Annotated in this window: 18 protein-coding genes, 3 tRNA genes and 1 other annotated feature; of the genes, 12 read left to right on the top strand and 9 right to left on the bottom strand. The window is 51.4% G+C overall.

The window, feature by feature from the left end; genetic code table 11:
• Window positions 1–28: 28 nt before the first annotated feature.
• Complete coding sequence (locus tag C7U56_RS08135; protein ID WP_107000849.1) at window positions 29–1,135, top strand: NAD(P)H-dependent flavin oxidoreductase; 1,107 nt, start codon at window positions 29–31, stop codon at window positions 1,133–1,135.
• Between the two features lie 117 nt (window positions 1,136–1,252).
• Here the strand turns inward: C7U56_RS08135 and C7U56_RS08130 are convergent, their stop codons facing one another.
• On the bottom strand, window positions 1,253–3,127 hold the full coding sequence (locus tag C7U56_RS08130) for an ABC-ATPase domain-containing protein (RefSeq protein ID WP_107000848.1): 1,875 nt from the start codon (window positions 3,125–3,127) through the stop codon (window positions 1,253–1,255).
• Window positions 3,128–3,407: 280 nt separating this feature from the next.
• Here C7U56_RS08130 and C7U56_RS08125 point away from each other — a divergent pair, with 280 nt between their 5' ends.
• From C7U56_RS08125 to C7U56_RS08110, 4 genes are all read left to right on the top strand, one after another.
• Window positions 3,408–4,049, top strand: coding sequence for a nucleoside recognition domain-containing protein (locus C7U56_RS08125; RefSeq protein ID WP_107000847.1), 642 nt, complete (start codon window positions 3,408–3,410; stop codon window positions 4,047–4,049).
• Window positions 4,050–4,213: 164 nt separating this feature from the next.
• Window positions 4,214–4,750: a hypothetical protein gene (locus tag C7U56_RS08120; protein WP_022359373.1), complete on the top strand. Its 537-nt coding sequence runs from the start codon at window positions 4,214–4,216 to the stop codon at window positions 4,748–4,750.
• Between the two features lie 237 nt (window positions 4,751–4,987).
• Window positions 4,988–5,434 (top strand): MarR family winged helix-turn-helix transcriptional regulator, encoded by a 447-nt coding sequence (locus tag C7U56_RS08115; protein WP_022358468.1) that lies wholly within the window; start codon window positions 4,988–4,990, stop codon window positions 5,432–5,434.
• A gap of 105 nt (window positions 5,435–5,539) precedes the next feature.
• Window positions 5,540–6,073 (top strand): GerMN domain-containing protein, encoded by a 534-nt coding sequence (locus C7U56_RS08110; protein WP_022358467.1) that lies wholly within the window; start codon window positions 5,540–5,542, stop codon window positions 6,071–6,073.
• A gap of 73 nt (window positions 6,074–6,146) precedes the next feature.
• On the opposite strand, the gene C7U56_RS08105 is transcribed toward C7U56_RS08110, so the two are convergent.
• Entirely contained in the window at window positions 6,147–7,991 is a 1,845-nt protein-coding gene (locus tag C7U56_RS08105) for a DUF885 domain-containing protein (RefSeq protein WP_107000845.1), read from the bottom strand.
• 222 nt (window positions 7,992–8,213) lie between these two features.
• On the opposite strand from C7U56_RS08105, the gene metG reads away from it, so the two are divergent.
• From metG to rsmA, 3 genes are read left to right on the top strand one after another with little or no spacing between them, the layout of a single operon-like run.
• The gene (gene metG, locus C7U56_RS08100) at window positions 8,214–10,205 is read left to right on the top strand and encodes a methionine--tRNA ligase (RefSeq protein ID WP_107000844.1); all 1,992 of its coding nucleotides are present in this window, start codon (window positions 8,214–8,216) and stop codon (window positions 10,203–10,205) included.
• 22 nt (window positions 10,206–10,227) lie between these two features.
• Complete coding sequence (locus tag C7U56_RS08095; RefSeq protein ID WP_107000843.1) at window positions 10,228–10,995, top strand: TatD family hydrolase; 768 nt, start codon at window positions 10,228–10,230, stop codon at window positions 10,993–10,995.
• A 38-nt stretch (window positions 10,996–11,033) separates the two neighbouring features.
• Window positions 11,034–11,891: a 16S rRNA (adenine(1518)-N(6)/adenine(1519)-N(6))-dimethyltransferase RsmA gene (gene rsmA, locus C7U56_RS08090; protein WP_107000842.1), complete on the top strand. Its 858-nt coding sequence runs from the start codon at window positions 11,034–11,036 to the stop codon at window positions 11,889–11,891.
• Window positions 11,892–11,983: 92 nt separating this feature from the next.
• On the opposite strand, the gene C7U56_RS08085 is transcribed toward rsmA, so the two are convergent.
• From C7U56_RS08085 to C7U56_RS08075, 3 genes are all read right to left on the bottom strand, one after another.
• Window positions 11,984–12,784 (bottom strand): ABC transporter ATP-binding protein, encoded by an 801-nt coding sequence (locus C7U56_RS08085; protein WP_107000841.1) that lies wholly within the window; start codon window positions 12,782–12,784, stop codon window positions 11,984–11,986.
• Window positions 12,778–13,698 carry an ABC transporter permease gene (locus C7U56_RS08080; RefSeq protein WP_107000840.1) on the bottom strand — a complete coding sequence of 307 codons (921 nt, stop codon included), beginning with the start codon at window positions 13,696–13,698 and terminating at the stop codon, window positions 12,778–12,780. Before C7U56_RS08080 ends, C7U56_RS08085 begins: the two co-directional genes overlap by 7 nt.
• Before the next feature lie 171 nt (window positions 13,699–13,869).
• Entirely contained in the window at window positions 13,870–14,916 is a 1,047-nt protein-coding gene (locus C7U56_RS08075; protein WP_107000839.1) for an ABC transporter substrate-binding protein, read from the bottom strand.
• A gap of 189 nt (window positions 14,917–15,105) precedes the next feature.
• Window positions 15,106–15,356, bottom strand: a binding site (T-box leader).
• A gap of 286 nt (window positions 15,357–15,642) precedes the next feature.
• Between C7U56_RS08075 and C7U56_RS08070 the strand changes: the two genes are divergently transcribed.
• Both C7U56_RS08070 and C7U56_RS08065 read left to right on the top strand, forming a co-directional pair.
• Window positions 15,643–15,715, top strand: a tRNA-Phe gene (locus C7U56_RS08070).
• A 22-nt stretch (window positions 15,716–15,737) separates the two neighbouring features.
• Window positions 15,738–15,808: transfer RNA gene (locus tag C7U56_RS08065), tRNA-Gly, on the top strand.
• A 183-nt stretch (window positions 15,809–15,991) separates the two neighbouring features.
• On the opposite strand, the gene C7U56_RS08060 is transcribed toward C7U56_RS08065, so the two are convergent.
• From C7U56_RS08060 to C7U56_RS08050, 3 genes are all read right to left on the bottom strand, one after another.
• Window positions 15,992–17,125: an SLC13 family permease gene (locus tag C7U56_RS08060; protein WP_107000838.1), complete on the bottom strand. Its 1,134-nt coding sequence runs from the start codon at window positions 17,123–17,125 to the stop codon at window positions 15,992–15,994.
• Between the two features lie 102 nt (window positions 17,126–17,227).
• Window positions 17,228–17,300: transfer RNA gene (locus C7U56_RS08055), tRNA-Gly, on the bottom strand.
• A gap of 149 nt (window positions 17,301–17,449) precedes the next feature.
• Complete coding sequence (locus tag C7U56_RS08050; RefSeq protein ID WP_233430219.1) at window positions 17,450–18,082, bottom strand: YitT family protein; 633 nt, start codon at window positions 18,080–18,082, stop codon at window positions 17,450–17,452.
• Between the two features lie 139 nt (window positions 18,083–18,221).
• Here C7U56_RS08050 and C7U56_RS08045 point away from each other — a divergent pair, with 139 nt between their 5' ends.
• Together C7U56_RS08045 and C7U56_RS08035 are read left to right on the top strand one after the other, a co-directional pair.
• Window positions 18,222–19,163 (top strand): DMT family transporter, encoded by a 942-nt coding sequence (locus C7U56_RS08045; RefSeq protein WP_107000837.1) that lies wholly within the window; start codon window positions 18,222–18,224, stop codon window positions 19,161–19,163.
• Window positions 19,164–19,369: 206 nt separating this feature from the next.
• Window positions 19,370–20,179: a YceB family lipoprotein gene (locus C7U56_RS08035; RefSeq protein ID WP_107000835.1), complete on the top strand. Its 810-nt coding sequence runs from the start codon at window positions 19,370–19,372 to the stop codon at window positions 20,177–20,179.
• A gap of 216 nt (window positions 20,180–20,395) precedes the next feature.
• On the opposite strand, the gene C7U56_RS08030 is transcribed toward C7U56_RS08035, so the two are convergent.
• Complete coding sequence (locus C7U56_RS08030) at window positions 20,396–21,106, bottom strand: response regulator (protein ID WP_107000834.1); 711 nt, start codon at window positions 21,104–21,106, stop codon at window positions 20,396–20,398.

Below are 21,106 nucleotides of genomic sequence, written 5' to 3'. Positions count from 1 at the left end.
GGTCCCCTTTGTGAATATAGGAGATCGTATGAGTACAATTTTATCACAGTTAAAACCGCTGAAAATTGGTGATCTGACGGCGAAGCTTCCGATCATCCAGGGCGGTATGGGGGTTGGCATCAGCCTGTCCTCGCTGGCAGGAGCCGTGGCGGGGGCTGGCGGCATCGGCATTATTTCCACTGCCCAGATCGGTTTCCGGGAGCCGGATTTTGCCGAACATCCGCAGGAGGCGAACCTGCGCGCGATCGGTTCAGAGTTACAGAAGGCGCGCGCGATCGCGAAGGGCGGCATCGTGGGCTTTAATATCATGGTGGCAACGAAAAACTATGCGGAGTACGTTAAAACGGCGGTCAAGGCGGGCGCTGACCTGATCATATCGGGCGCAGGACTTCCTGTTTCCCTGCCGGAGTATGTGAAAGGGACGGCGACGAAGATTGCGCCGATCGTTTCCTCCGTTAAGGCGGCGACGGTCATCTGTCGGATGTGGGACCGCAAGTACCAGACCGCACCGGATCTGGTGGTCGTTGAGGGACCTCTGGCGGGCGGACATCTGGGATTTGACCGTGAGAAGCTGACCGAGCTGGAGGTAGACACGCCGCACGCAGCCGAGACATTCCATCAGGCGGAATATGACGAGGAAGTGCGGGGAATTATCGCGCTGGTTAAAAAATACGCGCAGAAATATGGCAAATCGATTCCGGTTGTGACGGCTGGCGGCATCTACGACCATGCGGATGTGATGCACCAGATGGAGCTTGGCGCGGACGGCGTGCAGGTGGCAACCCGTTTTGTGACAACCGAGGAATGCGATGCACCGATGGCATATAAGCAGGCATATCTGGATGCGAAGGAAGAGGACATCGTGATTGTCAAAAGTCCGGTCGGCATGCCGGGACGTGCGATCAAGAATGCGTTCTTAAAAGAACTGGAAAAAGGAAGACAGGCAGTGACACACTGTTACCAGTGTCTGGAACACTGTGATCCGGCGAAGATCCCATACTGCATCACGCAGGCACTCGTCAATGCCGCCCGCGGTGATGAAGATCATGCTCTGATTTTCTGCGGCGGAAACGCGTGGAGAGCAGAGAAGATAGAGACGGTTGAGGGCGTGATGCGGGCGCTGTGCGAAGGGTAGGATAGATTTTGGCAGGGTTCAGGGATGAGCCAAGATGAAATTTGCAAATAGTTCAGTGTAAAATGCAAAAATATAAAGAGAGGGCTTGCAAAATGCAGCCCTCTTTTGTGTATCCAATCATCCCCTAAAACGATTTAAACAAGCATAAATCTCCTGCACGCGCGGCATTGCCAGTCCCATGGCGGCATATGAAGCATCGCTGAACACAGAGAGCCCGTCTGCTTCATAGGCTTTTAAGAGTGTGGCAACCGTTTCCTGTACGGTGCAGCGCTCCAGAAGCCCTTTTTCCAGGCAGTAGCGCACCATCTGGGCGAGTGCGGCGGTCTGCTCGCTGTCGGCAAGCTGTTCGACGAAGCGCAGATCGACCGGCTCTTTGGCAACCTGGAAAGAGTGTTTGTCGTGGACACGGACTTTGATACGCGTGTTCCGGTCCGAATTTCGGTCAGCTTCGCGGCGTCCTCCGCGACCGCGTTCAAAGCGTCCTGCATCGGAGGCGCTGCCGCCGCGATTGCCAAACCGTCCGGAACGACCGCTGTTTTCGCCCTCTTCCTGAGATTCACCTCCAGCTTCTGCGCGGCTGTCGCCAAAATTCAGCGCCATCGCGCCCACAGCCCGTCCTGTTCCGCCAGCCGCCAGCTTCCGCCCAGCCGTCGGGAGCTTGAACCCAGGAGCCTGGATGGCGGGTTTGGAAACTTCCTGTTCGCAGGCATTTTTTACCATCTCCGTGATATCAAACGGGCGGTATGCATCCATCTGGATGATAGTGTCTGCGATGAAGAAGTAGGCACCGGAGCTTCCGGCTACGAGGACGGTGGAGATGCCTGCCTGCTTGTAGAGATCGCGGGCGCGTTCGATGAACGGGGTGATCGGCTCTTTATCGCGGCTGACGATGCGCTGCATCAGGTCGTCCCGCAGCATGAAGTTGGTAGCGGAGGTGTCCTCGTCGATCAGGAAAGCGCGGGTTCCCGCTTCAATGCTTTCGATCACGGCTGCCGCCTGGGAGGTACTGCCGCTGGCATCGGCGGTGGAAAAGCAGGTGGTGTCTTTTTTGTTCGGCAGATCCCGGATAAAGAGGGAAATATCTACGTGGTTGATGCTGCGTCCATCCTCGGCGCGCAGCTTGACTGCGGTTTCATCGGTGATGACATATTCACGTCCATCCCCCGGAATATGGTTGTAGACGCCGGATTCCAGCGCTTTTAGCAGTGTGGATTTGCCGTGGTAGCCGCCGCCCACGATCAGGGTGATGCCGCGGTGGATTGCCATGCCGGAGATCGGACCGTGTCCCGGAAGATTCAGAGTGATTCTTAAGGAATCCGGGGAATGGAACGCAACACTGCCCTTCATCGGACGGTCGGAGACGCCGGTTTCACGCGGCAGGATTGAGCCGTCTGCGACGAAGGAGACGAGGTCTAAGCGTTTCAGCTCATTGCGGATAAATTGCTGATCGTCTGCCAGCGTGATGCGTTTTTTGATTTCAGCGGTGTTCTGGCGGCGGTAGAAAAAGACGTTTTCGACACAGCCTGGAAGAAAATCAAAGAAAATCCGGATCAGTTCACCGGAGTTGATGGTGCGCCCGAATGCCGGGAAACCAACCTCGAAACGGGCTGTAATCTCATTTCTTCCGATCTCGCAGGCGGTCCGGGAGAGGACCTCCTGACCGGGGCGGCTGGTGGCGATCAGACCACTTTTTCCAGAACCTTTTGCCTTGAAAGAAAGACGACCGATTTCACGGGAAAAACAGCGGAGCAGGTAATCTTCAAGTGCTGTTTTTTTCCACGGCGTATCAAAGAGCTCTGCCGGAAATCCGGCTTTCGCGTGGCGGACCTGGACACTGACCTTGGAAGGGGACGCAAACGGGTCACCCTGTACATGGTCGATGGATAAAATATACGTATTAAAATCATAAGCGCCGCGCACGTCCTTGTAAGCCGGATAGCTTTTGTGATCGATGGAGGTGAGGAGACGCTTTAAATCTGCGGATTGTTTCATTCTGAATACCTCGTTTTCATAATATTAAATCATATTTCAATGTCTTCACGGTTTTTGGCAGGAGAATCCATATAAAATGGCCTTTTTCAAAGAATGTCTGTCATGTGAAGCAGATGATAGTTCTTATTTTAAAGATCCAAATTCTGAAATGCAAGCGGAATGGACGAAAAGAAACGATATAATTGTATCTATTTATGATGGTGTATATTTGGCGTCTTTTTATACTTGTCTGAGTATAAAATGTTCTGAGCGTACCATATGACAGCAGGGAGGTAGATGCATGTTAAATGCACTCTGGGAGTTTATGATGCTTACGGGGCTTGGCTGGGCGGCGGTGCATGGGACGCTGGGGGCGGTGACGGAGGGAATGCTTGCAGCGGCGGGGGATGCAGTCTCGCTGGGAATCACGATGCTGGGGGTGATGGCGTTCTGGACGGGAATTTTGGAGATCGGACGGCGGGCGGGGCTGATTGAGCAGTTGTCGGCGGGGATGCGGCCGGTGCTTCATTTCCTCTTTCCACGCATTCCAGCGGGTCATCCGGCGCTTTCTTCGATGGCCGCCAATATGATTGCCAATATGCTGGGGCTTGGCTGGGCGGCGACCCCGGCGGGGCTTACGGCGATGAAGGAGCTGGAAGAACTGGAGGAGGAACGGAGAGCGGCAGGGGATCCGGCGGCGGTCACACAGGGAACGGCGAGCGATGAAATGTGTACGTTTCTGGTCGTAAATATTTCATCGCTGCAGCTCATTCCTATCAATATGATCGCCTACCGGAGCCAGTACGGATCGGCGCATCCGCTGGCAGTGGCCGGTCCGGCGTTCCTGGCGACCTGTGTCAGCACGCTGGCAGGAGTGGCGGTGTGCCGCGTGATGTGCAGGAGAAAGCAATATAAATCAATAAAAAAGGATGGCTGGAAATAGAAAACGCAATTTGGCGTCATGTAGGGGGAAAATTTCACACAAAAAACAAATTTATCCCCTATAATGCCCTTGTTAAAATAAGGGGCTCTGGAAACAGATCCGTTATCATAGAACGCGGATTCAAACCATACATATAAAACAAGTATAGACACGGGAGCCGTCGAATGCGCTGCATCAATTACCTCTCTGAATACCTGGTTCCGGTTGTTTTGTTTTATATCGTTGGGTTTGCGGTGCTTCAGAAACGCCCGGTTTTTGATGATTTTATCGAAGGGGCGCTTGCGGGGCTTAAAACGGTGGCTGGAATCCTGCCGACGCTGGTGGGACTGATGGCGGCGGTCGGCGTGCTTCGGACCTCCGGTTTTCTCGATTTCCTCTCCGGGGTGCTGGCGGGACCGGCGGCATTTCTGCATATACCGGCACAGGTGGTTCCACTGCTTCTGGTGCGTCTGGTGTCCAGTTCGGCGGCGACGGGGCTGCTCTTAGATATTTTTAAAACGTATGGACCCGATTCGCGGCTCGGCATGATGGTGTCGGTTCTTGAGAGCTGCACGGAGACGGTTTTTTATACGATGAGTGTCTACTATCTGACCGTGCGGATCTCAAAGACGCGATGGACGCTTGCGGGGGCGCTGATTGCAACGTTCGCGGGGCTTGTGGCGAGTATCTTATGTAGTGCCATGGTAACTGTTCACGGGTAGGAATTTTCTGAACTGAAAATTCCATACGATACAGTTCTGGCTGCAGATTTTGCCGGTTTGGAATGCGAAGCATCGGCAAATTCCGTTACTGGGCACGTGTGCGTGAACAGTAACAAGTGCCATGTTATAAGAGAAGATGTAAGAAATTTGCTAGTTGTCTTGCCGCACAGAATATTGTATAATCGGTAGGGTAAATTGCCGTTTTGCGCGCTGAAACCAAGGATGAGAGGGAAAACTGTGGGAAATTATGAGACGCTGAATGAGCTTCTGGTGACGCTGTTCCGCGATGTGATGGACATAGAACAGAAGGTAATCATTACGCCGGAGTTTAAAGACATCACGAATAACGATATGCATGTGATCGAAGCGATCGGGATTGGTGAACCGAAAAATATGTCATCGATTGCCAGAGAACTGTCCGTTACGGTGGGAACGCTCACGATTGCCATGAACAGCCTGGTCAAAAAAGGCTATGTGGAACGAAGCCGGGGACTCGAGGATCGGCGGGTCGTATATATTTCTCTTTCAGAGCGGGGCAGAAAAGCGTATGGGCATCACGCCCGGTTCCACCGGGAGATGATCGAGAGCCTGACAAGCGATCTGTCGGAAGATGAGATGCAGACGTTGGTAAAGGCGCTGATGAAGCTGAATCAGTGGTTTAGGAGTAAGGATGGGCAGCGGTAAAAAGAATGGATGTAGTCTGCACTGGATGGAAACAGGTGTGAAAGACAAAAACGGTTGCGAAAACCGTGAAGCAACTGCTGCGAGGAGAATACAAGGAGGTACATTATGAAGAAATTTATGGTAATGGCAGCTGGTCTTATGATGGCAGCTGTTCTGGGCGCATGTGCGCCGACGGCAAGAAATACAGGAGAGACCAGCGAACATGGAACTGCCCCGGCAGGTGCGGCGCAGCAGGAGACTGTAGACGGCGTGGCTGAGAAAGAAAGCATGGTGGTAACGGATGCAGATCCGACGGTAACCGTTTGCGTATATTCTGTAAAATCTGATAAGAGCGGCTTAAAACAGAATATGGATGGCATTGACGGCGATGAGCTGGATGCACAGGAACTGCTTGATAAGATGGCAGAGGTGGGCGTCATTGAAGAGGGAATCACCGTGGATAAATTTGAGCAGAAGGACGGCGCTCTGACGCTGGATCTCTCCTCCTTAAAGGAGTCCTCTGACAAGCTGGTTGTCATGGCCATTGCCAATACATTTATCCAGAACTACGAGGCAAAGACGCTGGAGTTGAGCGTAGCAGGCGAGAAGATCGGCGACGGTCCGATGAGCTTTGAGAAGAATTACAAGAAAGTAAACTAAAGCATGAAAATGCGAAAAGAGCGGGATCCCTGAAGTCTGCGGATGCATACAGGGAGATACCGCTCTTTTTCTCTTATACGTGTAATTTCTCCGTCATCAGCCATGTTTGAAAATACGGTTTGATGACCCGGAAGGAAGCGCCGTCCATGTTCAGGATGAACTGGTGGAAGCTCTTGGCGTTGAATTTGTTTCCAAGTACCTCCTCGGCTTCCTGGCGCATGGTCAGGATTTCCAGATAGCCGGTATAGTATTTCAGGTAATTGCCTGGATTATCAATGATTGCCAGGTATATCTCGCGGGCGGATTCCGGATCCGTAAATCCGTAGGAATTTTCCAGATAACTGGTGGTTGTGGCGAGATCCCAGCCATCATAGTGGATGCAGATGTCGAGAAGCGCGTACAGCCCGTAGCTGCTGGCTTCGCTGCAGCGCATCAGCGGTTTGACCGCTTCCGGCAGCCCGTTGTCGAAGGAGTAGGCGTACAGTTCGCTGTAGAGTCCCCAGCCTTCGTTGTAGCCGCCGCAGGCAAGAAGCCGCCGTACCGGCACCGGCTCCCGGTCATTGAAATAAGCCGACTGGTAGAGATGCCCCGGATAGCCCTCGTGCGCCAGCATGGTGTAGAGGTTCTGCTCAGTGCTTGCTTTTTCGTTGATGTAAATGGTGTTGGAACCGTCGGAATCGATCGGCGGTACGAGGAAAAACGCCGGGGACAGGGAAGATTCCAGCGCTTCCGGGACGTATTTGAGCGTGTAGGAGGTATCTGTAAGCGCCGGGAAATCATCTTGAATCTGCGTCTGTAAATTCTGAAGGATCTCATCCGGATCGGAGAGTGTGATGGCAGAGTCGGTCATCTGCCGGACGAGTTCCGGATGTTCCTTTAAGCGGACGCGGATTTCGGATAAATCTGCCTGCATCTGCTTCTCAATCCGCGTTTTGAGTGCATCGACCGAAGAATCTGTGCCGGTCAGCGCCGCCGCAAGATAGGCATAATACTCCCTGCCGTGTTCGTAGGTGCTAAGTCCTCCTACCTCCGGATGGGAGCCCTTGAGCGATTCCAGTGCTTTAGAGAGGTTTGTATATGCCGGGATAAAGTGTTCCTTTAAAATGGTCAGATGTTTTGCTTTGTAGGACGCCTTTTCTGCATTGCTTAAGCCCTCAACCGCATTTAAGCGGGAGGCAAATGTTTCCGTCAGCAGGCTGTTTTCCGGGCGGATGAGGTAGCTTTTACAGGATTTTAAAATCCGGTCGATGGTGTCGTCGGACGGTGCGAGACCGGCGTCTGCCTGCGCCTGTTCATACGCTGCGAGCTGCTTGTAATATGTGTCGATCTGCGAAAGCAGTGCCAGGTAATGGTCGATGTCGGCACGGTTGTAAAATGTATATTCGGCTAATAAGGTCGGAAGTTCCGCCTGCGTGCCGATCAGGGCGCTTAACGGCTGATTGTAGAGTTCCAGTCCCTTCGAGCCGGCTTCCGTCTCCAGTGTGTCCTTCATCATCCGGTAGGTGAAGAGCTGGTCGGAGGTCAAGAGAGAGGTATCGAAGGAAGAAAGTTCCTCAAGAACGGCCGCGTTTTCCTCGGAATCTTTTTGAAGCTGTTCCAGGGAATATTCTGGAAATTTCATCTCCGGTTCGGTGATACCGTAATTTTCCGGATTCCGGACAAGAAAATGAAGGGAGAGCGGATCGTCCTGCACGCTTTCTTGAAACTGGTGTGCCAGAAACGCATCAAAACGCGCCTGTTCGCTGGCAGCATCGGACGATGCATTGGAAGGAGAACCAGTCTGCCCGGAAGCGGCGTAGGATTCGGCAGGGGTCCCTGAGCCGGAAGAACCAGCGCATCCGGAGAGCGCCAGGGCAGCAGCTGCAGCGATCGCGAGCGCTGTGCGCGGCAGGGGCGGGAAGGAAAAGCGTTTCTGCATAATATAATACCTCCAAAACAAATATATATGTCTGCAAGTATACCATACTTGACAAAGGGATGCAAAACAGATAGACTTAATCTATATATTTATATATGAAGAAAAGGCAGAGAAAAGAAGGTGGCTTGCCTTTAATCGCAGATGGAAAACCATGGGCGGTTAGAGGCTTTTTTTGTGAAGAACACAATTTAAAGCGCAATTTTAATAAGGAGGGCATGATAAATGTGTCAGAACTGTAAGAAACCTTACTATATAACAACTGCGATTGCCTATACATCGGGCAAACCGCATATCGGAAATACCTATGAGATCGTGCTGGCGGACAGCATTGCGCGCTACAAGAGAGCGCAGGGCTACGATGTGCGTTTCCAGACGGGCACCGATGAGCATGGTCAGAAGATCGAGTTAAAGGCAGCTGAGGCTGGCATCACGCCGAAGCAGTTTGTCGATAACGTGGCGGGTGAGATCAAGACGATCTGGGATCTGATGAATACATCCTACGACAAATTTATCCGCACCACCGACGAGGATCATGAGGCGCAGGTAAAGAAGATTTTCAAGAAGCTCTATGATCAGGGCGATATTTACAAGAGCTGCTACGAGGGACTTTACTGTACCCCGTGCGAGTCCTTCTGGACCCAGTCCCAGGTCGTAGACGGCAAATGCCCGGACTGCGGACGCCCGGTGCAGCCGGCGAAGGAAGAGGCGTATTTCTTCCGTATGAGCAAATATGCGCAGAGACTCATCGATTATATCAATGAGCACCCGGAGTTCATCCAGCCGGTTTCCCGTAAAAATGAGATGATGAACAACTTCCTGCTTCCGGGCCTGCAGGATCTGTGTGTTTCCCGTACTTCCTTTAAATGGGGGATTCCGGTTGATTTCGACCCGAAGCACGTTGTATATGTATGGCTGGATGCACTGACCAACTATATCACCGGTCTTGGATATGACTGCGACGGCGAGAGCGGCGAGCTGTTCAAGAAATACTGGCCGGCAGACCTGCATCTGATTGGTAAGGATATTATCCGTTTCCATACCATTTACTGGCCGATCTTTTTGATGGCACTCGACCTGCCGCTTCCAAAGCAGGTATTTGGTCATCCGTGGCTGTTACAGGGCGACGGCAAGATGAGTAAATCCAAGGGAAATGTGATTTACGCCGATACACTGGTTGATTTCTTTGGCGTGGATGCAGTCCGCTACTTCGTTCTGCATGAGATGCCGTTTGAGAACGACGGCGTTATTACCTGGGAGCTGATGGTAGAGAGACTGAACTCGGATCTGGCAAATATCCTCGGCAACCTCGTAAAGAGAACGGTATCGATGACGAACCAGTACTTTGGCGGCGTAGTAGCCGACAAGGGCGTGACGGAGCCGGTGGACGAGGATCTGAAGAAGGTAGTGCTGGAAGCAGTCCGCAAGGTCGATGAGAAGATGGATAAGCTGCGTGTTGCCGATGCGATCACCGAGATCTTCAATATTTTCCGCCGCAGCAACAAATACATTGACGAGACAACCCCGTGGATTCTGGCAAAGGAAGAGGACAAGCAGGATCGTCTTGCGACTGTTCTCTACAACCTGGTTGAGTCTATCACGATCGGTGCGTCCCTGCTTGAATCCTTCATGCCGGAGACCTCGGAGAAGATCTTAAAAGAATTAAATACCGTAAAACGTGAACTGCCACAGATGGATGAATTTGGCCGTTATCCGTCCGGAAATAAGGTGACTGAGGAGCCGGAGGTTCTCTTTGCCCGCCTGAAACTCGACGATGTGATGAAGAAAGTCAAAGTTATCCAGGAAGAGCAGAAGAAGGCAGTTGCTGCAAAGGCGGAGCCGGAGAAGGAAGAGGACGAGAAAGCCGAGGGCATCGATATCGAGCCGAAAGCAGAGATTACCTACGATGATTTTGCAAAACTGCAGTTCCAGGTTGGCGTGATCCTCTCCTGCGAGGCTGTTCCGAAGTCCAAGAAGCTTCTCTGCTCCCAGGTTCAGGTCGGAAGCAAAGTGCGCCAGATCATCAGCGGCATCAAGCATTCCTACTCCCCGGAGGAGATGGTCGGCAAGAGAGTCATGGTTGTGACCAACTTAAAACCGGCGAAATTGGCAGGTCTGCTCTCCGAGGGTATGATTTTGTGTGCCGAGGATGCAGACGGAAAGCTGTCACTGATGACAACGGAGAAAGAGATGCCGGCGGGTGCGGAGATCTGCTAAGAAAAAAAGGAATATAACTTATATGATATTTGATACACACGCTCATTACGATGATGAGGCGTTTGACGGGGACCGGGAAGAACTTCTTTCCGGTCTGGCAGCAGGCGGGATCGGCACGGTCGTCAATGTCGGCGCGGATATGGAAAGCACGAAGACGACGATTGCCCTGACGGAAAAATATCCGTTTATCTATGGGGCAGCAGGTGTCCATCCGAGCAGCACGGCGGAGCTTGACGAGGAAAAATTTGCCGAACTCCGTGTGCTGGCACAGTCCGGGAAGATCGTGGCGATCGGCGAGATCGGTCTCGACTATTACTGGGAAGAGCCGGATCATGAGACCCAGAAGAAATGGTTCCACCGCCAGTTAAATCTGGCGCGGGAATTAAAACTTCCAGTCATCATCCACAGCCGCGACGCGGCGAAGGATACGCTCGATATCATGAAGGAAGAGCACTCCGGGGAGATAGGCGGTGTGATTCATTGCTTCTCCTATGGAAAAGAGATGGCGGCAGAGTATTTAAAGATGGGCTTTTACTTAGGCATCGGCGGCGTACTGACTTTCAAGAACGCGAAAAAGCTTCTGGAAGTAGCCGAGATGGCGCCGCTCGACCGTCTGGTACTCGAAACCGACTGCCCCTACCTCGCTCCGGTTCCCAACCGCGGCAAACGCAACTCCTCACTGAACCTGCCATATGTGGCGGAAAAGCTGGCAGAAATCAAGAAATGTACACCGGAAGAGATCGTCCGTGCGACTGAAGAGAATGCGCGGAGGCTGTACCGGTTACCGTAAAAAGGGGTGTCCCGGACACCCGGGAAAGGATTTTCGGAATGGATCTTGGAAACCCGAAGAATACAATCGAAGTAATACAGAAATACAATTTTGCCTTCCAGAAAAAATTCGGTCAGAATTTTCTGATTGATACGCACGTGCTGGACAAGATTATCTCAGCGGCGGGCATGACCAAGGAGGACACCGTCCTGGAAGTCGGTCCTGGCATCGGTACGATGACACAGCGCCTTTCACAGGCGGCAGGACAGGTCATCGCCGTGGAGATCGACACAAATCTGATTCCGATCTTAAAAGATACGCTTCAGGACTGCGAAAATGTAACTGTTATCAATGAAGATATTTTAAAGATTGACATAAAAAAAATGGCGGAAGAAAAAGGCGGCGGACGTCCGGTTAAGGTCGTGGCGAACCTGCCGTACTACATCACGACCCCGATCATCATGGGGCTGTTTGAGAGCGGTGCGCCGATCGACAACATTACGGTTATGGTGCAGAAAGAGGTCGCAGACCGGATGCAGGTTGGTCCGGGCTCGAAGGATTACGGCGCGCTGTCGCTGGCGGTTCAGTATTATGCCGAGCCATACATCGTGGCAAATGTGCCGCCGAACTGTTTCATTCCGCGTCCGAATGTCGGCTCAGCGGTCATCCGTCTGACCCGCCATGCGAAGCCGCCGGTGGAGGTAAAGGATAAAGATTTAATGTTCCGTCTCATCCGCGCGTCCTTCAACCAGCGCCGGAAAACCCTGCAGAACGGGCTTTCCAACGCGCAGGATCTCTCCTTTAGCAAGGAAGAGATCGCAGCCGCAATCGAGTCGCTGGGATTTTCCCCGTCCGTGCGCGGCGAGACGCTGACGCTGGCGCAGTTTGCAGCGCTTTCGGATGTGCTTGGGAAATAGAAATTGGATAAGAGAAATATAAAAAAGTCCCATCCTTATGCAGATTCAAATCTGAAAGGATGGGACTTTTTGAACTTTTTGCTTTTTTAAAATTATTCCGACAATAAAATCCGGTCATTATCCAGCGCGTGGCCTGCGCCGGTCTTGAAGCGGGCGATCAGATCCTCGACAGTCATGGAAGCGCGCTCTGCGCCGCCGACGTCGAGCACGATATTTCCGTTTGCCATCATGAGCGTGCGGTTTCCGAGCTCCAGAGCCTGGTTCATATTGTGGGTGATCATCAGGCAGGTGATTTTCTCCTCAGCAACGATATTTTTCGTCAGCTCCAGTACTTTTTCAGCTGTTCCCGGATCGAGGGCGGCAGTGTGCTCATCGAGCAGCAGAAGCTTCGGCGTGATGAGGGTTGCCATGAGCAGGGTGAGCGCCTGGCGCTGACCGCCGGAGAGAAGTCCGACCGGCTGGGTCATCCGGTCTTCAAGCCCCATATTTAAGAGGGAGAGGCGTTCGCGGAACGCATCTTTATCTTTCTTGGAAATGCGGGAAAATGGAGATTTCCCCTTTGCAGTCCGCAGATAGGCGAGGGCAAGATTTTCTTCGATCGTCATGCCCGGCGCCGTTCCCTTTAACGGGTCCTGGAAGAGGCGGCCGACCATCAGGCTGCGCTTGTGCTCCGGCATATAGGTGATGTCCTCGCCGTCCAGCTCGATAAAGCCGTCATCGACGTAGAAGCTGCCGGCAATCGCATTGAACAGGGTCGATTTTCCGGCGCCGTTGGAGCCGATGATTGTCACAAAATCGCCGTGGTTCAGATGCAGGGACAGCCCGGAGAGCGCCTGTTTGGCGTTGACAGTTCCCGGATTAAAGGTTTTTGATATCGACTGAATATTTAACATGCTCCGTGTCCTCCCTTCCGGCGTGCCGCTGCATTTTTACGTGTCTGGAATGCCGCCCATTTCCGGATCGTCGGAAATGCGATTGCCAGCGCTACGATCACAGCGGTGACCAGTTTCAGCCCCTGTACAGGCATGATTTTTGTATACAGGACGATAGCGTAGATAAAACGGTAAATAATCGAACCGATGACGGTGGCGATGACACCTCTTGCCACACCGCGGCGTCCGAGGACGGTTTCACCGATGATCAGGCAGGCAAGACCGATCACGACGATACCCGTGCCGCCGTTGATGTCGGCGGTATTCTGGTACTGACCGACCATTGCGCCGGAGAGTGCGGTCAGCGCATTGGCGATGCATAAGCCGACCGTAATGGTAAATGTCGGGTTGATCGAGGAGGCGCGCACCATGTCAATGTTGTTGCCGGTTGCCCGGATGGAGAGTCCCAGACGGGTACCGAGGAAATAAACGAGCAGTGCGCCCGCAAGCACGGTCACGCAGATTGCCAGAAGTGCTTCATACCAGTCGCCACCGATACCGGTTTTTTGAAGCAGGGAAAAGATGGTCTCTGCCTTTAAAAGACTCACGTTGGCGCTCCAGCCCATCACCATCAGATTGATGGTGTAGAGTCCCATATTGGTGATGATACCGGCGAGAATGGACGGCACACCGAGACGGGTCTGCTGAAATGCGGTGACAAATCCGGCGCAGATGCCTGCAAGCATGGCAGCCGGAACCGCGAGAAATGGATGCCCTGCCGCAGCCATTGTGACGGATACCGCTGTGCCGAGGACGAAACAGCCGTCCGTCGTCATATCCGCGATATCCAGTATACGGAAACTCAAGAACAGCGCCATTGGCACAAGCGCATACAGAAATCCCAGTTCCAGAGCGGTTTGTAAAATATGAAGCATGGGAAATTACCTCCGTAGAATGATCGGTACTCCCAGAACGTTCATAAGGCAGATGCGCCAGCCGCGTGGTAAGCGGGGGGGGATGCGGCTGGCGTCTGGTCTGTCTTACGGTTCTGAGAGTACATGAAAGTCAGTCAAATGAAAATCAAAGTGCCGCCGGATGAGGATGCATTAGTCCTCGGTGGTTTTAACCTCTACAACATCGCCAAAGTCCTTAAATACAGCTGTGTCGATATTCAGGGCTTTGGCAGTCTCGGTATTTACGGTTACGATGCCGCCTTCTGCGGTGTAGTAGTCTTCCATACCGTCCATGCCTTCGGTGATTGCCTGATAAGCAAGGTCAGCGGTCTGTGCACCAAGGTCCGTGTAGTTGACGCCGCAGGTAGCAAATGCGCCGTTGCGGACGAAGGAATCAGCGCCGGTATAGTGCGGGATGCCTGCAGCAGCCAGATCCTTGAAGATAGCCAGCTCAGCTGCCATGATGACATTGTCGGTAGGAGTGAAGATAGCGTCTACTTTGTCAGCAACCAGGGAGGAAGCAGCGGTGATAACTTCGTCGTTGGTGTTTGCAGTCTGCTCGGTGTAGGAGATGCCTTTTTCGTCTAAGTATGCCTTTGCATCCGCGATCGGTTTGGTTGAGTTTGCCTCGGATAAGGAATATAAAAGCCCCACATTTTTAACATCTGGGTTTGCGGCAAAAATCATATCCATGATTTTCTCGGTGTTCAGCGCATCGCTGGTACCGGTTACATAGTCGATGCCGGTCAGCTCAGCGGCTTCCGGATCGGAAACAGCGGCGTAGACAACCGGTGTCTGGGTCTGCTGTGCGGATACGGTCGCTACCTGTGCAGCCAGGGTCGCAATCGGGATGATGGCGTCAACACCGTCAGCAACCGCCTGATCACCAATCTGCTTTAAGGTTGTCTGGTCATTCTGGCCGGAGTACAGCTCGTAGTGAATGGTTACATTGTTATCCTCGGCGATTTTATCTAACTCTGCCTCGACTGCATTTGCAATCTCATCAAGGGAAGCGTGGTCGAGCTGTTTGACAATCGCTACATTATAAATTTCTTTGTCCGCGGAAGCTTCCTGAGAGGTTTCAGCGGTGGTGTCTGCTTCGGAAGCGTTGCTGGATGTGCTGGAAGAGCATCCTGCGGTTGTCAGTGTCAGGGCTGCGGTGCATCCAAGTGCAAATAATTTTTTCAGATTCTTTTTCATAGTCATTTTCTCCATTCTTTATTCTTATTTTGATATTTGTTTTGGATGGCAGATGTATCAGTCTGCCTTGCCGGAGCAGAGTAAAGAATGTGTCTGGAAAGAAGATTCTCTTTGGTTTGGCGCCGCGCGCCGTGATGAAAGATTTTACTGAGAATGTTTCCAGAAACTAAAAAACGCCTCTGTCCCCATACATGGGACAAAAGCGTAAACTTCTGCGATACCACCCAAATTGACATTTGTGAAAATGTCCACTCGCTTACACGTACCATCATACGTGCCCCGATGGATAACGGGTGGGGTCCCGTCAGCCCCTACTGAAACAATCGTTCAAGGCTGCCCTCGGAAGTCCATTCACTGACGGTAAGGCGTTCCGTTTCCACCATCCGGAACTCTCTGTGGCGATACATAGGTCAGATACTCCTCTTCCTCATCGGTTTATCTGTGTTCTTCGTTACATGCATTATAAACACACCCAAAAGGATTTGTCAACCATCAAAATCAAAAAGATGCAGGAAAATGAAAAAGAGTCGGTTTTTTCATTGTTTACGGAAAATTTGGAGATGAAGATGTGGACGCTGGCTGTGCGGCAGGAACAGCAAGTTGAAAAAGTTTTTGAAAAAATTTAGAAAAGTAGAAAAAAATAGTTGACATTTAAAAGACTCTCTAGTATAATAACTCATGTCGCTGAACAAGAGCGAACATGAGAATCACAGGATTCCTCAGGATGCCCAGATAGCTCAGTTGGTAGAGCAGAGGACTGAAAATCCTCGTGTCACTGGTTCGATTCCGGTTCTGGGCATTACAATTTCATAATTTATCATGCGGGTGTAGTTCAATGGTAGAACACCAGCCTTCCAAGCTGGATACGTGGGTTCGATTCCCATCACCCGCTTTTTTGTTGTTTAAAATTAAGAAAGCCCCCAGAGTTGTCGCTCTGGGGGCTTTCTTGTTTCATAGGAAATTACGTCCTATGAAACAAAAAACGCTCCGCGAGGATGTGCACTCGCGCGAAGCAGGAACATGTCGCAAGCGACCGCGCGAGACGCCCGGATGTGCCAAGGCACATTCTTTTTTATCAGATGCTATAAAAAACCAGAAAATATACCGCCATCAGGACTGCTAGAAATCCCGCATTTGCAATCGTGAACCAGCGGAAGTAGATTCCTTTTTTCTCTGGGCAGGAGCGGACGATATATTTGTAAGAAATAAGACTCGCCATGGATGCGATCAGGGTGCCGAGACCGCCGAGGTTAGTTCCGATCAGAAGGGAAACTCCTTTTTCGGTAAATCCGGACAACAGGATGGCGGCCGGAACGTTGCTGATTACCTGGCTGGCCAGAACGGAGACTATCACTTCGTGTCCCGTGATCATACTGGAAAGCAGGGAGCTTACCGCAGGAATGTGTTTCAGATTCCCGATGAAGATGAAGAATCCGATAAAAGTCAGGATGAGAGAGTAATCCACCTGACAGAAGATCTTCGGGTCTGCCAGACAGCCAATCGCCAGAATGCAGATAAACAGGATTGGAAGCGGCAGAAGACCGGCTACGGTGCAAAGGCACAGGAAAAACATTCCCAGACAGCAGAAAAGGCAGCGTTTAGGAAAGGTCTCATCGGAGGTTGTATCTCTACCGGCTGTATCTAGTGAGATAGTCTCCCTTGGTGTAAACATTGTGACGAGCAGCAGCAAAACCAATGAAAGCAGCGAAAATGGACCGATGCTCCGGATAAATGTATCAAGTGAAAGCTCAAAGTGGGAATACAGATACAGGTTCTGGGGATTCCCCACCGGAGTTGTCATGCTGCCGAGATTGGCTGCCAGTGTCTGGCAGACGACAACCGGAACGATCCGGTCTTTGCGGTTTACCATCCGCAGTAGTTCCAGAGCAAATGGAACGAAGGTAATTAAGGCCACATCGTTGGTGATCAGCATGCTGGAAAAGAAACACAGAAGAATCAGAAGCTGTTCCAGCTGCCTGAGTGAATGGATTCGAAGCAGCAGTAATTCCCCGAGCTGTCGAAAGAAACCGATGTTTTGGAGGCCTGTGGTTGCTGTCATCAGGCCAAAGAGCAGGATCAGTGTGTGCAGATCCAGATATTTCAGGTATCCGGCGGACGGTGGTATGATAAACATGGAAAGGACAGCCAGAGCCAGGGCGATGGTTAAAACGGTATCCTTTTTGAGAAAAGAACTTACTTTTTGTATCATGGTAAAATACTCCCTTGAAAAGAAAAAGTGTAACTGTGACCAGTAACGAAAATAGCGGAAACCCTCATGAAAATGAAAAGGTTTCCGCTATAAAATAAAAAGAGCGCGAGACGGGACTCGAACCCGCGGCCTCGACCTTGGCAAGGTCGCGCTCCACCAACTGAGCCACTCGCGCATTTCTGAAGCATCGCTTCAACGAGTTATATAATATCATAGGTCGGTTGATTTGGCAAGCGTTTTTTTAAAAAAAATCAAAAAATATAGAAAATTCATTACTGTTCACGGGTAGGCACGTTTGAAACCGGGAGAACCGTATGAAAACGATCAAGTTTCCATATTTTCCACTGGATGTGTTCCCGCGGTCTGCACAAACCCGATGATCTGTCCGGACAGGAGTACCGTGAGGATGGAATATACCATGCGGTTTAACGGAATGTAGCTCAGTGAAAGCACCAGTACAGCAAAATCGGACAGGAGGTAGATCCACTGGATTTTGATGTGCGTCACGTGGGAAAGGCTCATCGCAAGCGCATCGTCCCCGCCCGGGGCACCGCCGATCCGCACGCAGAGCCCGGCACCGACGCCGACGAAGACCGCGCCGAGCAGGGATGCGGCAAGCGGCATATCGGCAAGCTGCGGCCACAGGGGCGGAAACTGCTCACAGATCCGGTAAGACAGGGAGAAGCTGGCGCTGGAAAGAATGGAGTAGGCGATGAACTGCCGCCCCAGAAGTTTCCATCCCATCGCGTAGCAGGCGAGGTTCATGATGAAGCCGGACACGGATGGGGAGATATGGAACCAGTGATCAAGCAGAAGCGTCATTCCTAAGACACCGCCCTCGGTGACACCGGAAAAGGAATGGACATGGTACAGGCCAAATGCCAGAAATGCACTTCCAAACAGTGCAATCAGGCAGGATTTTAGTTTTAAATCGAGGGAATGGAATAATTTCAGCAAAATAACAGGCTCCTTACAAATGATAGTGTTGTTAATGGTTTCTCTATTTTAGTATGGAAACAAATTTGTGTCAAGAATAGACAAAAATGTGGGATGTGCGTATACTGGAAGATAGGAAGACGGAAAGGGGAATGAAAACATGGTAGAAAATCATCCGGACACCCGGAAGCAGGAATACCGCGGAATTGCCTGCCTGGTGCTGTCTGCGTTCTGTTTTGCGCTGATGAGTATGTTTGTACATTTGGCGGGCGATCTGCCGTCGATGCAGAAGAGTTTTTTTCGCAATCTTGTGGCGGCGCTGGCAGCGGTTGTTTTGCTTTTGCGGGCGGGAGAGCCGTTTCGTATCCGCAGGGAAAATCTGCCGTATTTTCTGATGCGGTCAATTTTCGGCACGATGGGAGTGCTGTGTAACTTTTATGCGGTGGATCATCTGGTGCTGGCGGACGCATCGATTCTAAATAAAATGTCGCCGTTTTTTACAGTGCTGTTCAGCTGGCTGATCTTAAAGGAAAAAGTTATGCCAATTCAGCTTTCGCTGATCTTCGGTGCGTTTCTCGGCAGTATATTCGTGGTAAAGCCGACATTCTCCAATCTGGCACTTGTGCCGTCGCTGCTGGGCTTTTTCGGCGGCATCTGCGCGGGCGCGGCGTACACGATGGTGCGGAAACTGGGAGAGGCAGGAGAAAAGGGACCGGTGATCGTGCTGTTTTTCTCGGTATTTTCCTGTGTGGTTGTGCTGCCGTGGCTGATTTTTGACTATCATCCGATGACCTGGCAGCAGATGGGGATCCTGCTTTTGGCGGGCTGCGCGGCGGCGGGCGGACAGTTTGCGATCACGGCGGCATACCGCTATGCCCCGGCGAGCCGTATTTCCATCTACGATTATTCGCAGCTGATCTTCTCGACGATGCTCGGTTTCTTCATCTTCGGGCAGGTGCCGGACGGCTGGAGTTTCCTAGGATATGGAATTATCTGCCTGATGGCAATTTTCATGTTTGTATATAATAACCGGAAAAGAAAGAATACTCAAAAGCAGGCACTTTTGGAATCGAAAGAGCCGTCAGATGTAATAAAAATGTAAGGGAAAGTATCCGCCGATATGGTTTACAAGCGATGCCAAATTATATATACTGAAGATAAAGTCGGAGTGGTTTTCGTGTCCAGAAACGTGAATTTCAGGAACAAAAGCTGGGTTGCCGACACAGTTCGAAAATGGGTTATAGATAGGGCAGAAAGTTATATAGGGAAATACGACATAAGCCCGACAGCAGACAGGAGGAAACAGGGATGAAAAAATTAGCAACCGCACTTGTGAGTGCAGCAGCCATTATGACGATGTCAACAACCGCATTTGCAGCCGAAAATCCGGCGGAGGTATTTGACCGGGTGATGGAGAAGAACAATACGATTCAGTCCGCGGAGATTCAGAGCGGCGTCCATTCGGTCATACTTGCAAAGGATGTCATTCCGGACGGTCAGATGAAAGTTGATATGGCGATGCATGCAGAGATGGATATGCAGGATACCACCGATCTCAAGTACCTGGCACAGGTCGCTTCCTCGATTCTGGGACAGGACAGCTATTCACAGGTTTTTTATACGGACGGCTACTATTACGTAGATGCCAACGGTGTCAAACTGAAATACCCGATGCCATTAGAGCAGATCATATCCTCCGTCCAGACCGGAGTCAACACCAGCAATATGGAATCCAGCTATATGAAGGGCATTTCCTTAAACGAGGTCAATGGAAAACGTGTGCTGGCATATGAGGCAAATCCAAAGAAGCTAAACAAGAACGTCAAAGAAGCCCTCGGAACCGTGATGAACACACTCGGCACCGATGTCAATCTGGACATGAACATTCAGGAAATGAAAGGCGCTTACGTGCTGGATGACAACGATTACATTATCTATATGACAAACTATATCGTATACAACATGGAAGTCCTCGACCAGCCGATGACCTGCATTACTCTGATGGAGACCGAAGTCCAGAACCCGGGCGAGCCGGTCGTAGTGACCCTTCCATCCACGGATGGCTATGAAGACTTAATCGGTTTATACGATGGAGTCATTGAAAGCGAAGTAGAATAAAAAAACAGACAAAAACAAAAATAGACAATCAAAAGCCAGCGTTCCAATTATCGATTGTACACATCCCACGCCAGCTGTCCGGCTGGGGCGGACATTTTTGTCCGATCCAGACGAACAGATGTAGCGAAAGCAAGCGAACAATGATAATTGGAGACGCAGGCGGTGCAGATTCCCGGACGCCTCTTTCCGCATCACGACAATCAATCAATCTATCTATTACTGCATCTCATCCTCAATCATCCGATACCCAATCCCGATCTCCGTAAACACATACTGCGGTTCCGCTGGATTCTGCTCCAGTTTCCTTCGAATATGTGCCATATTCACGCGCAGAATACTGTTATCATCGTCCGCATAGGGACCCCAGATATTCGAAATAATCGTATCATACGTCATGACTCTGCCGGAATTCTGTGCCAGCAGGGAGATAATCTTAAACTCGATCTGCGTCAGATGGACATCCCTTCCATCAACCGATACCAGATGTTTTTCAAAATCGATCGTCAGTCCCTTTGCATGGAATGGGCGCTTATAAAGCGGAGAAGCTGTGTTTAAGCGGTTGCTGTGGCGCAGGGCAGTCCGGATGCGCGCGAGAAGCTCGGAGGTGCCGATCGGCTTGGTCAGATAATCATCCGCGCCAAGGTCGAGCGCACGTACCTTTTCCTGTTCCTGCGTGCGGGCGGAGAGGACGATGATCGGGATGCTGGACCAGGTGCGGACCTGGCGGATGATCTCCATGCCGTCCATGTCCGGAAGCCCCAGGTCGAGGAGAATCAGATCCGGGCACTGGGACGTGATGATCGGAAGTGCTTCTTTTCCCGTGTGTGCGGTGGAAATGCGGTAATCCTGTGCGGACAGGGAGGCGGAGATGAAGTCGCAGATGTTTTTTTCATCTTCTACTAATAAAATAGAAAGTTTATGTGTCAT

The sequence above is a fragment of the Clostridium fessum genome (assembly GCF_003024715.1).
GTDB lineage: Bacteria > Bacillota > Clostridia > Lachnospirales > Lachnospiraceae > Otoolea > Otoolea fessa.
This window is presented reverse-complemented; position numbering and strand designations above follow the sequence as displayed.

Bases quoted from the DNA above. Each gene is read 5' to 3' on its own strand.
- C7U56_RS08135 (WP_107000849.1), top strand. From the start codon at position 29: ATGAGTACAATTTTATCACAGTTAAAACCGCTGAAAATTGGTGATCTG.
- metG (WP_107000844.1), top strand. From the start codon at position 8,214: ATGTGTCAGAACTGTAAGAAACCTTACTATATAACAACTGCGATTGCC.
- C7U56_RS08130 (WP_107000848.1), bottom strand. From the start codon at position 3,127: ATGAAACAATCCGCAGATTTAAAGCGTCTCCTCACCTCCATCGATCAC.
- rsmA (WP_107000842.1), top strand. From the start codon at position 11,034: ATGGATCTTGGAAACCCGAAGAATACAATCGAAGTAATACAGAAATAC.
- C7U56_RS08125 (WP_107000847.1), top strand. From the start codon at position 3,408: ATGTTAAATGCACTCTGGGAGTTTATGATGCTTACGGGGCTTGGCTGG.
- C7U56_RS08035 (WP_107000835.1), top strand. From the start codon at position 19,370: ATGAAAAAATTAGCAACCGCACTTGTGAGTGCAGCAGCCATTATGACG.
- C7U56_RS08095 (WP_107000843.1), top strand. From the start codon at position 10,228: ATGATATTTGATACACACGCTCATTACGATGATGAGGCGTTTGACGGG.
- C7U56_RS08085 (WP_107000841.1), bottom strand. From the start codon at position 12,784: ATGTTAAATATTCAGTCGATATCAAAAACCTTTAATCCGGGAACTGTC.
- C7U56_RS08060 (WP_107000838.1), bottom strand. From the start codon at position 17,125: ATGATACAAAAAGTAAGTTCTTTTCTCAAAAAGGATACCGTTTTAACC.
- C7U56_RS08110 (WP_022358467.1), top strand. From the start codon at position 5,540: ATGAAGAAATTTATGGTAATGGCAGCTGGTCTTATGATGGCAGCTGTT.
- C7U56_RS08045 (WP_107000837.1), top strand. From the start codon at position 18,222: ATGGTAGAAAATCATCCGGACACCCGGAAGCAGGAATACCGCGGAATT.
- C7U56_RS08075 (WP_107000839.1), bottom strand. From the start codon at position 14,916: ATGAAAAAGAATCTGAAAAAATTATTTGCACTTGGATGCACCGCAGCC.
- C7U56_RS08080 (WP_107000840.1), bottom strand. From the start codon at position 13,698: ATGCTTCATATTTTACAAACCGCTCTGGAACTGGGATTTCTGTATGCG.
- C7U56_RS08030 (WP_107000834.1), bottom strand. From the start codon at position 21,106: ATGACACATAAACTTTCTATTTTATTAGTAGAAGATGAAAAAAACATC.
- C7U56_RS08105 (WP_107000845.1), bottom strand. From the start codon at position 7,991: ATGCAGAAACGCTTTTCCTTCCCGCCCCTGCCGCGCACAGCGCTCGCG.
- C7U56_RS08120 (WP_022359373.1), top strand. From the start codon at position 4,214: ATGCGCTGCATCAATTACCTCTCTGAATACCTGGTTCCGGTTGTTTTG.